The 12,141-nt window shown below is 47.6% G+C and carries 18 protein-coding genes; 9 read left to right on the forward strand and 9 right to left on the reverse strand.

The genetic code is table 11. From position 1 onward, the window contains the following. Positions 1–244 precede the first annotated feature (244 nt). The 3 genes from QUA42_RS27945 (at position 245) to QUA42_RS26985 (ending at position 1,474) form a co-directional block, all read left to right on the forward strand. Complete coding sequence (locus QUA42_RS27945; protein ID WP_445301380.1) at positions 245–454, forward strand: plasmid mobilization protein; 210 nt, start codon at positions 245–247, stop codon at positions 452–454. Between the two features lie 14 nt (positions 455–468). Next, the gene (locus QUA42_RS27950; RefSeq protein WP_445301381.1) at positions 469–636 is read left to right on the forward strand and encodes a hypothetical protein; all 168 of its coding nucleotides are present in this window, start codon (positions 469–471) and stop codon (positions 634–636) included. A 136-nt stretch (positions 637–772) separates the two neighbouring features. Beyond that, complete coding sequence (locus QUA42_RS26985; RefSeq protein WP_333141672.1) at positions 773–1,474, forward strand: hypothetical protein; 702 nt, start codon at positions 773–775, stop codon at positions 1,472–1,474. Positions 1,475–1,485: 11 nt separating this feature from the next. Here QUA42_RS26985 and QUA42_RS26990 read toward each other — a convergent pair whose 3' ends face one another. The 5 genes from QUA42_RS26990 to QUA42_RS27010 all read right to left on the reverse strand — a co-directional run bounded on the left by QUA42_RS26990 (position 1,486) and on the right by QUA42_RS27010 (position 3,676). After that, complete coding sequence (locus QUA42_RS26990) at positions 1,486–1,992, reverse strand: C39 family peptidase (protein WP_333141673.1); 507 nt, start codon at positions 1,990–1,992, stop codon at positions 1,486–1,488. 200 nt (positions 1,993–2,192) lie between these two features. Further along, positions 2,193–2,462, reverse strand: coding sequence for a hypothetical protein (locus tag QUA42_RS26995; protein ID WP_333141675.1), 270 nt, complete (start codon positions 2,460–2,462; stop codon positions 2,193–2,195). Then, the gene (locus QUA42_RS27000; protein WP_333141677.1) at positions 2,463–2,795 is read right to left on the reverse strand and encodes a hypothetical protein; all 333 of its coding nucleotides are present in this window, start codon (positions 2,793–2,795) and stop codon (positions 2,463–2,465) included. After that, positions 2,795–3,337 (reverse strand): hypothetical protein, encoded by a 543-nt coding sequence (locus tag QUA42_RS27005; RefSeq protein ID WP_333141680.1) that lies wholly within the window; start codon positions 3,335–3,337, stop codon positions 2,795–2,797. Before QUA42_RS27005 ends, QUA42_RS27000 begins: the two co-directional genes overlap by 1 nt. Positions 3,338–3,433: 96 nt before the next feature. Further along, the gene (locus QUA42_RS27010) at positions 3,434–3,676 is read right to left on the reverse strand and encodes a hypothetical protein (protein ID WP_333141682.1); all 243 of its coding nucleotides are present in this window, start codon (positions 3,674–3,676) and stop codon (positions 3,434–3,436) included. Between the two features lie 183 nt (positions 3,677–3,859). Between QUA42_RS27010 and QUA42_RS27015 the strand changes: the two genes are divergently transcribed. From QUA42_RS27015 to QUA42_RS27040, 6 genes are read left to right on the forward strand one after another with little or no spacing between them, the layout of a single operon-like run. Further along, positions 3,860–4,351 carry a hypothetical protein gene (locus QUA42_RS27015; protein ID WP_333141684.1) on the forward strand — a complete coding sequence of 164 codons (492 nt, stop codon included), beginning with the start codon at positions 3,860–3,862 and terminating at the stop codon, positions 4,349–4,351. Positions 4,352–4,374: 23 nt separating this feature from the next. Continuing rightward, a complete protein-coding gene (locus tag QUA42_RS27020) occupies positions 4,375–5,730 on the forward strand; it encodes a hypothetical protein (RefSeq protein WP_333141686.1) in 1,356 nt (451 codons plus the stop codon). A 50-nt stretch (positions 5,731–5,780) separates the two neighbouring features. Next, the gene (locus tag QUA42_RS27025; protein WP_333141688.1) at positions 5,781–7,475 is read left to right on the forward strand and encodes a hypothetical protein; all 1,695 of its coding nucleotides are present in this window, start codon (positions 5,781–5,783) and stop codon (positions 7,473–7,475) included. Next, complete coding sequence (locus tag QUA42_RS27030; RefSeq protein WP_333141689.1) at positions 7,468–7,731, forward strand: hypothetical protein; 264 nt, start codon at positions 7,468–7,470, stop codon at positions 7,729–7,731. Before QUA42_RS27025 ends, QUA42_RS27030 begins: the two co-directional genes overlap by 8 nt. Continuing rightward, positions 7,728–8,669, forward strand: coding sequence for a hypothetical protein (locus QUA42_RS27035; RefSeq protein WP_333141691.1), 942 nt, complete (start codon positions 7,728–7,730; stop codon positions 8,667–8,669). Before QUA42_RS27030 ends, QUA42_RS27035 begins: the two co-directional genes overlap by 4 nt. A gap of 17 nt (positions 8,670–8,686) precedes the next feature. After that, a complete protein-coding gene (locus tag QUA42_RS27040) occupies positions 8,687–9,532 on the forward strand; it encodes a hypothetical protein (protein ID WP_333141693.1) in 846 nt (281 codons plus the stop codon). 20 nt (positions 9,533–9,552) lie between these two features. Here QUA42_RS27040 and QUA42_RS27045 read toward each other — a convergent pair whose 3' ends face one another. From QUA42_RS27045 to QUA42_RS27060, 4 genes are all read right to left on the reverse strand, one after another. Then, positions 9,553–10,206, reverse strand: coding sequence for a hypothetical protein (locus QUA42_RS27045; protein WP_333141695.1), 654 nt, complete (start codon positions 10,204–10,206; stop codon positions 9,553–9,555). After that, entirely contained in the window at positions 10,152–10,487 is a 336-nt protein-coding gene (locus QUA42_RS27050; RefSeq protein ID WP_333141697.1) for a hypothetical protein, read from the reverse strand. Before QUA42_RS27050 ends, QUA42_RS27045 begins: the two co-directional genes overlap by 55 nt. A gap of 131 nt (positions 10,488–10,618) precedes the next feature. Then, positions 10,619–11,209 (reverse strand): tyrosine-type recombinase/integrase, encoded by a 591-nt coding sequence (locus QUA42_RS27055; protein ID WP_333141699.1) that lies wholly within the window; start codon positions 11,207–11,209, stop codon positions 10,619–10,621. Between the two features lie 229 nt (positions 11,210–11,438). Next, positions 11,439–11,699, reverse strand: coding sequence for a hypothetical protein (locus QUA42_RS27060; protein WP_333141701.1), 261 nt, complete (start codon positions 11,697–11,699; stop codon positions 11,439–11,441). Between the last annotated feature and the right edge of the window lie 442 nt (positions 11,700–12,141).

Raw genomic sequence — 12,141 nt, forward strand, 5'->3', positions numbered from 1 at the left:
ACGTCAATATACTTACACACAGAAAATTATTTAGGATTGTTTATAAATATAGAAAATCATTTAGGATTGCTATAGTTCCATGATTTTCAAGAAAGGGCGAGAGTAGGATCGCCCGCCCTCTTTACGTTGGGGTATGCTCTGCACTTGCACGTGCAACAGCACACTCTCATAATTGCACGTGCTAAGATAAGTGTCAAGGATAGCACGTGCAATAATTGAGGATATTTCTGTATGGCTAGAAACTATGGAAAATCGGAATCAGGGCCGGGAAAAGAAAACAACGGTGAATGCGACGGTACGGCTGGAACCAGAGGACTGGGAAGCGCTGGAAGACAAAGCGAAAGAGATGGGGATGACATCCCGAACGGAATTACTCAGACAGATAGCGAGAGGGTACATCGAAACCAGGAAGGTTCTAACAACTCAGGAGCGCCACATTTTGGGAAAATCTTAAGCCAGTTGAGGCAGTTGCAGCGCTCCCACCTGGCATACGTGGAGAGCCACGAAGAACGACTTCGAGCTCGATTGAAAGCCGCGCAAGACCACCACGGCCAAGTCCTCGATCAGATGAGAAATTTAGAATTAGAAATTCTTTCTCTCTTGGGCGAGGGTGAAAGCGAAACAGAAGGGACTTGACCCCACCAGCAAAACCAGACCTTTTTCTAGGCCTGGTTTTTGCATTTGAGTACATCCCGAAATTCAGCTACACATAAATGCTCTGCCATGAGAGCCAATTTATCTGTAGCGCCGCAAACTGCAACACCTCAACATCATGCAGACACAATTATCAATATTTGACACCCTCCAACCGCTTGACACAGCACCGCACAAGGTCAAGGCAGGCGACTGGATAAGACTGCTGCGAAAAACTCCCCACGCGGCTTACTGGAAAAAAGGCGAGGTTGTGCAAGTCGAGGGAGTACATCCGACTCAAGGCACGGCTCGTTTCTGGAACGAGCGCGCCAACGATTGGGCCTATATCCATCCCGGCGACATGGTGAAGGTATCAGCGCCGATCGATACTGTGTTGCCGGGGGCGATCGCACCGGTGGAGGAATTGCCACCCGTCCCCGACACTGTTGATTCTGTATCAATGCCCGCGCTCGCTGATACAGAATCAGCAGAAATCCCTACCAGGTTTGATACAGAATCAAATTACCCGCACAGTGAAACCGTTATAAATCCCGGTGTCGAGGCTGATACAGAATCAAATTGCCAGCACGGTGAATTTGATTCTGTATCAGGGCCCGTCGCGACTTACCGGGCCCGAGGTACGGCCCGCAGCGGCGAATATTTCCGATTCAGTTACCGCGCTGGAAAAAAGATGAAGCACCTGCACATCCCCGGCGGCAACACCGGGAATGTTCTGGCACAGTCAAGAGCGGCCGAAGTGATGGAACTTGCGGCCGCCGGAGTTCCGGCAGTCGAGATTTGCGATCGCATCCGCAGTTGGAGCGGCCGCATTACTTGGTAGTTGCCGAGTGATTACCTCGAAACGTGATGCACCCAAAACTCGCCGTCATACGCGCAAGTCTTTTGGATAAGTCCGTAACTGTAAGTTAATCCCGCGCCGCTCAATCCGGCACAATCTCCAACATAAGGGTATTCGCCGTATGGATCGTTCACTACCAAGCCCTGCTTGTTGTAGCCGCGCCCGACGATTATGTGACCCGACCGGGTGAACATCCCGTGAATGATGACGGGGTTGTTGTTGTCGATCGATTCCTTGATTGAGTCGATCGACCCGCGCCAGGTGAAGTCGTCTTGGCAACCAAAGGCGCGGATAACCTTCGCAATATCCTCTGCAGAATGGCGGCTTAGTTTGTTGTCGTAGACGTACTCGAACAGCTCGTCCTCTAACTGCCGCGCTGAGTTTTTCGGCCTGATGCCGTGGTAATCGAGGCACATTGCCGCCGATGTCAGGTTGCACGTTCCCTCTGGGTGATAAACATTGTCCAACTGCGAGAACTGGCGAACGCTTAAAATTTTCATTCTTCATTCTTCCTGGGTGATGGAGCCAGCAGACCAATTAGCGACCCAGCGCACAGGGATGCCAAATTATTTAATTCTTGGGGCATTTTCCTGTCCTAGTTTGCCAGCACGATACCGCCAACCGTGATAGATGAACAGATAAAACAAATAGTAAAAACTATCGCCCTGTAAGACTTGATATCAAGCATGATTAATATTGATTAGAATCCGGTGTCGCGGTCGTCATAACTATCTCTAAAATATTTTTCAATATTTGATGATGCGTCTCTGATATGGTAGCCGTGAGTTACCGAGCCAAATTTCTCTAAATCATTAACTCGCGATTGCAAAGACACTATCAAACCCATTGAAGCGTCGAGCCTTTTCTGAATAATAACCAACCTTCTAATGCCCGAGTTGTTCGCCACCCAAAGCGACAGCAGCCCCGACATGATGCCGAGGCAAAGCGAAATAAATGTAGCAGTTTGCATTTACAAAGATTGCCTCACTTGAACCTCAAAAGATTCTATCCAGGGCTTAGGATAGAATTTTAAGGAGTAATACTCTTGCCCTTCAACTTCAGGAAAATCTATCAATTTCCAAGCATTGAGAGGCAAAATAGTAGACCGACCTTCAATATCTAATTCCCCGAGCGTCCCAAAAGTCTGCACCAACTCCCCGGCAACTCGCCACGACTTCTTAGCAGTTGCTGACGAAACGAGAACCAAGACCAGCGGCAAATATAAATCTATGGGGAAGCGAATCGGCTCGACTTCCCAATTTACATCTCGATAAAATTGACCCGAAAAAGTCGGAGTCGACATTACTCAGTTTTGAAAGATGCCAGCGGTTTAAGTTTTGCTGCTTCTACCAGAGTCGGGTCTATGTTGACTCTCGTTCCGCTTTCTAACATGAAATAAGTCGGTCTGCGGGTAGCGTCGAAAGCGGTATTGATCCAAAGAGCAATGGCAGCCGAGGACATATAGGTTGGAACCCTAAATGTCATCCACTTTTTGCGCTTGGTAGTTTTAGAATTGACCAGCGGTGCATCGCCGCCGGTTGTGGGAACTTTAATCTTTTTGTCTGGGAGTTTCTGCCCCTTGTTAGAGTAGGAAACCCCGTTGCCTTTGTTGGTGATTTTCGGCGTACCTGTCGGGGCTGGTCTTTTCGGTTCGGCTTTTGTCGCAGTGGAAGTAACTACAGTTTTTACCCCGTAGTAGTTGTAGAAGTCCTCTCTAACGTAGAAGTTGATATAGGAAGTCGGTTCTAGATAAGCTTGTACCAAGACCCTCTGGGTGCCTTTCTTTTCCGTAACTTCGTCAAGTTCCTTTTTCGCCTGTTCTGCTGTTTGCGGTGCTGTTGCCATTTCTTAATCCTTTCTAAATCTAAACTATCAAGCAGAATTGACTCGATGTTTTATATCACTAACTATTGCTGCGAGGGCAGCAATTGAAAAACAAATTTAAAGAAACAATTCTGTCGCGTTAGCAACCCTTCCGGCTGCGGTATGCGTAACAGTCGAAGGAATTGTCAGTGCCACTGTAATAGCTCCGGTTAATTCGTTCTGAGTAAAAGAGGTAATCATCGTTCTATTCTGCGGGTTTTTGGTGGTATCAGCTTGGAGCGCTGCAACCATCCCTAGAATTTCAAGCAAAGCATCCTCCACAGTTGTAGAGATGATTGCGTCGTTTGCTAGTGCTGCCATGTGTTTTTATCTTTAAAAGTGTCTCTCAACTCTAGCGCGTCAATCCCTTACGTGGCAAGGGTTTGAGCTAAAATAAATTAGAGGCCAGACTGGTAGCACCTTAAGGTGTTACCAGTCTGCTTGCAGTAGCAAGATGAAGTATTATTTAAGAGGTTACAATCTCAATAAAAGCAGAAATAAAACATGGCAAGTATCACCGCAGGTGAGGGAGCGACAATTGCGGCCACCACCACAGAGGGTCAGTTTCTACAATTAATTGAATACTTCCAATCTTTAGAGGCAGTAGGCGGAAATACTACTAATTTCTTTTCTGGGACATACGACTCGGACACCCTAATTTTTTCGGGGAACTTCTCTGTCCCGACAAAAATTAATGACCCGCTAAATTTAGTATTTACTGGCGACCCGGACACGGGTAGTTTTCCTACGGGTAGTTTTACTCCCGGCACCGGTGGGACTTTTACCGCTCCTTTGGCGATTAATTATTTTATTCAAGTTGTTAACAAGCTCGTAACCTTGCAGAATGATTTGAGCAAAAATCCGCAGAAGCTTCAAAACGTGACAGCGAGCTTAAACTTAAATCGAAACTTGTTAACAGGTTCTTTTTCCATTCCTTATACCAAGCAATCCACGTCTACGGGAATCGCAATCAACGCAGCGTCTTACTTGCTGTAAGACACCATCAGGAGAACTTTTAAATGGCTGACTATACTTTTCACTCGCTCGTCGAGCCAATCAAAAATAACAGCAGCATCCAAACAATTTTGGACGTGGACGCGCTCGCGGCACCGGCCAAGGCTGCGCTGGCGGCTTACGTCGCGTCGCTCGACCTGCCATCGGCCGAGACTCAACATTTGACGTGGGAAAATGTCGGCGTTGCGGTTTTAATCCGCAGTTTAGCGCTGACTTACTATCTGCCTTCGCTGGGAACTCAAACGCCTGCCGCCGATGTCAAACGAACGTCGACACTTCGCGACCGGGTGACAGAAATGCAAAAACTGCAATCTGCCTATCCAAAATGTCAGCTTTTGATTTACGGCAAAACTACGCCGACAAGTGACTGGATTTGGTTAAATACCGAAGTCATCCAGAATTCGGGGAATCAAGTCAATACTTTGAAATTGCTTCCCTACATCACCCAAATGGAGGACTTTGCGCCGGGGCGGGGATGCGCGATCGGGATTCAGTTTATAGCAGACGCCGCTACGGGTTCCACGCTTCCGCAAGCCGGGGACAGAATCACAGCCCAGGGCACGATATTTCTTGATGTCAACCCGATCGCCGGCGACTCAAAAAAAAATGACGAGGTTGAACAATTGAGGCTGCAACTGGCAACGCTCGAACTGGCAGTGGAGGGAAGGCTTGTTAACTTGCTGGGCGGCACGCTGCTGGGGAGAACGTCGGGAACGGGAGTAGTCGAGCAAATCCCGATGTCAACTTTTGCCACGCCAGCACAAATAAGCGCGGCTATCTCTGAATTGCTCGGCGGAGCCACTCAAGCAACGCTCGACACAATTGTCGAACTAGGAGCGGCGCTTGGAAACGATCCGAATTTTGCCGCAACTGTAGCAGGAAGCCTCGCCGGAAAAGTAGACAAAACTTCCAACGAAAGTATTGACGGGAGCAAGGTTTTTATAAAGCCTGTAAAAACGCCGTATTTTGAAAAAGATATTGTCTTGAAAATAACAGCGGGAGTCAATTGGGTCGCCAATACCTGGTACGTGGTACCCGGACTTGTGATTCCTTTTGCTTATGGTGAAGTGCGGTCGTACCGACTGACTGTCAATTATCAATACAACGACGGCACTAACACGTACAGCCATTGGCAGATGGGCGGACACTGCGATTTGCCAGGGGGTATAGGCTGGAAAGCTGGCGGAACGCCGGCCGAAGTTTTTATGACGCTTCAGCAGCATAACGGTAGCGATAGCAATACTTTGACTTTTAGATCGCCCACAGGAAATGGTAGCAGAGGATTGGAAGTCAAGCCGAGTTTCGACATAGCAATCAGCGGACTAGGCTTTATAGAATTCTCGCTTAAGCGTTTTGGATAATTTGACTGACATTAACAATCGGGCAAAAACCAAAAACAAATCAATAATCTATGAGTAAAATTGAATTCAACACCGAAGAACAAGAAGTTGTCATCACCCGACGAATAGGTAGAGGTGGAGAAAGTACCGTAACAGTAAGCCCTGAAGCAGCAGGAATCGAAATCAATTTAGGCATCGCCAAAATTGGTGCAACCACTGATTTTGGCGGCGCAATTACTCTCGGTATCGCAGGGCAGGAGGTAACGTGGGGGAGAGAGGGAGGTACGATCCATATTGGAATCGGTGGCTTTTCTGTAGATGTTGAAGCTCGCGACTGTATCGTCACCGAAGTTAAGTCAATTTTTGGAATAATTGTCGCTCAAAGAAGTTACCCCGATCCTGGTTGCGAGCTGCCAGAGCCGTCCGCACCACCCGATCCGCCAGTGCCAGATGGAAAAATCCCCGCAGGTATAGAGATTCCGTCTACATTAGAAACGGCATATGTAATATGTGACGGATTTGTTGATATTAATACAAGTTACCCTTGGGGTTCGCTTTTTTTTACAAATTCTTGGTTCTCTCATTGGAAAATCAATTTAGGAGCGCTCCCGGACAATATATTATCTCCACCAAACTCCTTGCCTTACAGTGTAGAAGTCAATCAGAAAGGATCTAGCGCTTGCAGCAATGGCGAAACAATTGGGATAGAATCTAGATATGTTTACGCTTCCAAAGAAGCTAGTGGCCACAGTTGCGGTTCTTTCTTCGTAACATTTTGGTCTCACGGCGCAACTGTTACAGCGACAGGCAGCAGGCTTTACAACGGAAAGAAAGTAAGTCAATATCCCCCGCTATCATCAAACGGTTTTAGCATACCTTCAGGAGATACAGCCGCGTTAATTCTTTACGGACCTTTAAGCAGTATAAAGGGATATATAGAATGCAGAAATAAGTCTTTAAATATGGGATTGCCTACTGCCACTCAGTACAAATTAGTGCCAGTTAAGATAATAAGACTAGGGAAAGCTAAAAATCAACCTTTTTTACCAACAGGAAACAAGCCACCTATGCAAAATTGCTGTGAAGAAGTTCTAGATATATTAGAAGAATTTCGAGAGTTTGTAGATATTGCCCGATTCTTGAAAGATGGATTCCCGATAGCCAATACTTTTATGGCGCCAGGGTGCGATCCGGCTGCTGTGACAAAAAACAAAACTGCATACGAAATACTTCAATCCGTCGTTCGGATGATGGCGCACGGCATGATATTCGAGCCGCGCGTGAATATCAAAGATGCGGACGCGGCAAAAGCCGGCGACCAAGAATTTAAGGCTAAATATTTAAACGCCACGGGTTGGGCTTCGGCAGTAGCAGAAGCATTACTGGAAGTAAAAGATGACGGGAATGTCTCTACAAATATGGACATCCGAAACGGCTTTGCAGCGACTCAAACAATGGTAGGGTTAGCCGATGCAGTGTACAGGTTAAATGCAATTCTTGACAGCTTAGGAGTTGAGCTGATTCCCAAGATTGAGACAGTCGATACTCCTTACAATGTACAAATTCAAATAGGGAAGGGTTTCGGAGAAGGTAACGAACGGCAAATAGATTTGAATACGGATGAGGCGACCGAAAAACTGTTGCCAACTTTTTTGCAAGTTAAGAGGAACAAGATAAAAACCGTTGACGTTCACCCACGCAGTCGCTCAATAAAGGACATATTAGAAAATATCGAAGCAAATTTACCTGGCAGGAATAATGGTTAAAGTTGCGGCAATTACTCAAGGCGATATCAAGGTATATCTCGGGCGGATAGTCAGGGATGATGTGCGCCAACTTCGGCGCGAGATGGCAATGGATCGGGTGAATATTTTAAAAACTGTAGGAGTCGGCAATTTAGAGAATTATATAGAAGAATGGGAAGTCGATTTTAGCGGCTCTACGACATCAACTAAACCGCCGGAAGCTAAAAACAAAAAGCTCAAACGAATTACCCAAACAAAAAGGAATCCTAAATTATGAATCCACCGGCCGGCGTAACTGTAGAAAATTCCAGCATTGCTATCACCTTGGGCGTAAAGGTTGGCAAATGGTTTTCAGATATTGGGAGCTCGATCGGGAACATACTTTCGCGGGGGCTGTTGAACATCAAAAACTTGCTCGGCAACATGGTCAACGGAGCCAAGGAGCTATTCTCAGCAATTGGTCGAGGCGACTGGAAAATATTTGAAAACTGGCTCAAAGAAGATCCTATCGCCGTCGCGGCTGGTGCTGTCGCCGTCGTGCTGATTGGCGGGGTGGTTGTCGGGGCTGTCGCTGGCGGGGTAGCAGCGCTGGCGTCTGCGATCGCCAGTGGCGGCGCCATCGGTGGAATAACTCTCGCCGGCATCATGCCGGGCCTCGTTCAAGGTGCTGTCTCTGCTGGGGAGGTTATCTACAATTTCGATTTCAACAAATCAGACGATCAGTTGCTAAAAGAACTCAATCAGGGATTTATCAATTTTGCAGGTGTGGCCGGGGAATCGCTCGGACGAACACTCGCCAACTTAATTATTGGCGGGGACAAGCTCCCCAAATTGAGAGTAGATAGAAATGCAATGCGAACGCTATTTCTAGTTTTAGAGGACGAGTCGGACACCGGCGAGGAAATATTGGAAGAGTTGAGCACGATCGGCTGGGCGATTTTCAGGCTGGCAAGGCAAGCTTTGTTCTCGATCGGGTTTATGAATTTCCGCAAGTGGGCAAAACAGAATGTCAAGACTGGGATTCCTTGGATTGATAAAGCGATCGCCTCGTGGGGAACCGGCAAACCGCTTGTTATCAGCGATAAAGTTGAAGAGTTCTATGAAGCAGTCGAAGAGAATAATGCCGCCCTCGGCAACTTTTTACAGAATTTCGGCGAAGGTTTTGGAGAGGGAAGCAAAGAAGCCGTTATCCGCCGCTTTGTTGTGTATGCCTAAACCCCGGAGCCTCAACTATGACGGATGAACGAACGCAAGCAAAAGTCGCGCGGATACTAGCCAAAAGTGACATTACCTTTACCCGCATTGACGGGCAATCGAGCACTAAGCCCTCTGAGCAGTCTCACTTTGACGTTTACGAACTCACGCTTGACAAAGAAGACGATCCAATCAAGATAACAATTTCTGGCTCGCAGCCGTTTATTGCGCTGCAAGCTAGTCTGTTGCCAGCTATTCAGCAACTCATCCGAGCCGAGCTGTCCCGCGCTGACTTGGCTCAAATTGTCGGGTATCCTTACGGGGACTACGTGGAGCAGCACGTTGCGCCGGTGTCGGTTCAGATCCATTGGAGGCTGTCGGGTAAGCGGCCCTATGAACCGGTCAAATTAGTTAAGAAGCTGGGAGGTAGAGAGCCGCCAAGTCCATTCCTGACAATCCCGAACATCCACCGCAGCAAGTGCACCTGGGAGAATGTTTTGGCAGCAGCGGGCGGCGAAAACGGTTACACCTACGGAGGCCATTACGCCGTTGCCTTGATGGGCGATCGCACTACCGATGCAAAAATCGGCAAAGGCGGCCAGATGAAAGCTTTCGCCAACTCGAAGGCTGCGGCGACCGAGTTAGTAGAGCGCGCCGCCGAGTTGAGCAAGTCCCGAATCTTGCGGTTGGTGCACGGTGAAGAAGCGCGATCGACTAAACCAAAAGTTAGGGTTTATCCCGCGTGGTTTATTATTTTCAACTCCCGGCTCGCACAGAAAAACCGCGAGCTAAACATCAGGACAGACACCGGCCAGAAAATCCAGCTTGGCTACAAACCGACCGACGTTCGCGAAGTCATTCGTCGGTGTTTGGAGAAGAGTTAGTCGCTGCGGGCGATCGCACTTTATGCCAACCAACTGTCGCGTGCTCGTAAATACAAGTCGGATCCGGTCTCAATTCTGCAATCTTCCAGCAGAGGCGAGGGCGGATATTTTGCGTAATAATTAGTTGCAGCGGGCCACCACTTCCAAGCGATAGCGAAGCCGCAACTAAGAATTGTGCGATCGACTAAGAGACCGTCAGACTCGCGATGCCATTGCAGCGGTACAGCAGCGGCCCAACCGTAACGCGCGAGCAAATGAGTTTTTTCCGCTGGGATTTCAACGGGGAACCCATCGACAAAAGGCAAAGGCTCAGCGACTCGAAACCCGTCGCGGTTTTCTGTAACTTCTATTTTTCTAAATGTGCCCTTGAAGTAGGTCGCCGAAAGTTTCACGGGCAAACGCCTCGCTTGCAATTGTTCCGGGTGATACCATCCAAACACCCAACCGCGATCGGTGAACAGCGAGCCGGGTGTAAAGTGATTTTCCAGCCATCCCGTCAGCATTCCAAACTCTGCAAGAACTGAGTCAATCGTTTCGCGCGCGTTTGGTTCTGTCGTCGCGTTGATAAGTTTTTCTATTTCTACTTTGGCGCGGCTAGCCTCGCGAGGAAAAGTAGTATTTAAGTATTTCCTGATAGCCGCTCTAAACGCTCTTTTAAACGATATTTTTTCCATCGGCTCTCCATCTCTGAAATTGTCCAGCGCTGATAGTTGGCAAGGTCTAAGTCTATGCTGAATTTTGCCAAATCGAGCGCAATTAATGGCGTAGACCCTCCCCAAATTTCTCGCGAGCGTTGCGAGTTAATCTCGTCAACTAACGCCACGTATTTATACTTTGTCGCCCATTTATCAACTTCTAGATAAGAGTAGCCATGGAGACAATACCAAAGACCGTTTATTTTCTTTCCGATCCATTCCGACTTCCAAATCTCTATCGAGTATCCTTTATAAAGCATTTGACCTTACCTTGGCAGCAACATACCAATTGATACGCCGACGGCAATCAGCAAAATGTAAAAAATGCGATCGGATTTGTTACAGAATAGAAGCCGCCGAAAAAAGTATTCTGTAACAGCTTGGCGCGGTGTCATTTTTCCCATAACGTTTTAAACCTCGCCGGGTCAAGTGCGGTATATCTCACAGTATGTTCGATTGACCGATGCCCCAGATATTCCTGTATCAGTCGAGTGTCGTTGCCTTGGGCGGTCAAAGCGTAGCCGCAACTGTGCCGGAGCATATGGTGGTGAAAAGGTATTTCGAGTTTGGCGATCGCGCAAACCGCAGCGAGTGCTTTTGTCACGCCATCGCGGGTAAGCGCTAACCCCGTGCGGCTAGTGAAAATCCAAGGTGATTTTGTCGGTTGGCGCGATCGCAATTTGGAACAGTAACGGCATTCATCGGCGGCCATCGGATGAACTCCAGAGTTGCTGCCTTTTAGCCGCTTGATGTGGATGCGCGCTTCTTCGAGCTCGACTTGCTCCCACTTCAATCCTATTAATTCACTGATGCGGAGGCCGTGGCGGTAACTTAGTAGTATAATTAAGTAATTCCGAGTAGCGATAAAACTATCTTTATTTGCCTTTGTCGCCGCTAACAAGCGTGTTATCTCGGATTCTAGCAAGTATTCCCTGTCCCGGAGTTCTAGATTTGTCGGCCGTCCCCCTCTACAATTCACCATAAAACCTCGACTGTTTTCCGCACTTGAAAGGCTTGTAACTGCGTTCTTTTTGAAGCTTGCACTCTACATAACACACATTTTGTATAGTCTAACCTGTGAGAGTGTGGCGAGAGTGTAGGAAGTGCTGGAACTATCAATATATCAAGGATTTAAGACACGCCGCGGTTGCAGTTTGGGGGATTTTTCGGGCAACGCCAGGAGCCGATCGGGCGATCGCTTTTAAGCGAACTCAACGCTTGAGCCAAGTTAACCATTCATCCCGCGTATAGACTCGCCGCTGATAACCGCAGCTCGGTACGCGGCAAGATTCAATCCCCCACGGTTTAAGCCTTTCTGGTAATCTTCTCTTGCAGCGCGGGCAATATTGCAAAAAGCACTTGTCAATCCAGTCATCCCCGATTTTAACCTTGACGATGCGCGCGCCACAGTTTGGGTTAGCTTTGGCGAAATTGTGCTGAATTGTGACTAACTCGCTCTGACTGATACTCATCCTGGGGACTCCTTACAGATAGAGCGCTTGGGACGGTGAGGAGCGACTCCTGATCAGCTACATTTGTCTATGGTTAGATTCTGGAATTGACACAATTGCATTGCTGCTCGCGCAAACTTTATAGCAAGCCCAACATATTCTGAATCTGACTATTGGAATCCTAGACCATAATATAAGATTTCGCCCGTGGAGTATGTCACAGTATCTCAATCAACCTAGTGGCTATATTCTATAGTAATCATAAAAAATTAAAGAATAAAGGAAGAAAAAATAAGTAAAAAGCAAGAAGGAAGGCCACGGATGGATGTAACGGAGGTAAGGGGGGTAACGGATTTAAGGGATTTAACGAATAGAAACAGTTCTAGAAAAATATTTTTTCCCAAACAAAAAGCGCCCCTATTACTAGGAGCGCTTTTTGTCATCAATCAACAGCTAAAACTTA

The organism is Microcoleus sp. Pol11C2 (assembly GCF_036701505.1).
Classification (GTDB): domain Bacteria; phylum Cyanobacteriota; class Cyanobacteriia; order Cyanobacteriales; family Microcoleaceae; genus Microcoleus.

Coding starts and splice junctions, on each gene's coding strand:
- QUA42_RS27945 (WP_445301380.1), top strand. CDS start 245: ATGGAAAATCGGAATCAGGGCCGGGAAAAGAAAACAACGGTGAATGCG.
- QUA42_RS27015 (WP_333141684.1), top strand. CDS start 3,860: ATGGCAAGTATCACCGCAGGTGAGGGAGCGACAATTGCGGCCACCACC.
- QUA42_RS27030 (WP_333141689.1), top strand. CDS start 7,468: ATGGTTAAAGTTGCGGCAATTACTCAAGGCGATATCAAGGTATATCTC.
- QUA42_RS27000 (WP_333141677.1), bottom strand. CDS start 2,795: ATGTCGACTCCGACTTTTTCGGGTCAATTTTATCGAGATGTAAATTGG.
- QUA42_RS27040 (WP_333141693.1), top strand. CDS start 8,687: ATGACGGATGAACGAACGCAAGCAAAAGTCGCGCGGATACTAGCCAAA.
- QUA42_RS27010 (WP_333141682.1), bottom strand. CDS start 3,676: ATGGCAGCACTAGCAAACGACGCAATCATCTCTACAACTGTGGAGGAT.
- QUA42_RS27045 (WP_333141695.1), bottom strand. CDS start 10,206: ATGGAAAAAATATCGTTTAAAAGAGCGTTTAGAGCGGCTATCAGGAAA.
- QUA42_RS27035 (WP_333141691.1), top strand. CDS start 7,728: ATGAATCCACCGGCCGGCGTAACTGTAGAAAATTCCAGCATTGCTATC.
- QUA42_RS26990 (WP_333141673.1), bottom strand. CDS start 1,992: ATGAAAATTTTAAGCGTTCGCCAGTTCTCGCAGTTGGACAATGTTTAT.
- QUA42_RS26985 (WP_333141672.1), top strand. CDS start 773: ATGCAGACACAATTATCAATATTTGACACCCTCCAACCGCTTGACACA.
- QUA42_RS27055 (WP_333141699.1), bottom strand. CDS start 11,209: ATGGTGAATTGTAGAGGGGGACGGCCGACAAATCTAGAACTCCGGGAC.
- QUA42_RS27050 (WP_333141697.1), bottom strand. CDS start 10,487: ATGCTTTATAAAGGATACTCGATAGAGATTTGGAAGTCGGAATGGATC.
- QUA42_RS27020 (WP_333141686.1), top strand. CDS start 4,375: ATGGCTGACTATACTTTTCACTCGCTCGTCGAGCCAATCAAAAATAAC.
- QUA42_RS27060 (WP_333141701.1), bottom strand. CDS start 11,699: ATGAGTATCAGTCAGAGCGAGTTAGTCACAATTCAGCACAATTTCGCC.
- QUA42_RS27005 (WP_333141680.1), bottom strand. CDS start 3,337: ATGGCAACAGCACCGCAAACAGCAGAACAGGCGAAAAAGGAACTTGAC.
- QUA42_RS27025 (WP_333141688.1), top strand. CDS start 5,781: ATGAGTAAAATTGAATTCAACACCGAAGAACAAGAAGTTGTCATCACC.
- QUA42_RS26995 (WP_333141675.1), bottom strand. CDS start 2,462: ATGCAAACTGCTACATTTATTTCGCTTTGCCTCGGCATCATGTCGGGG.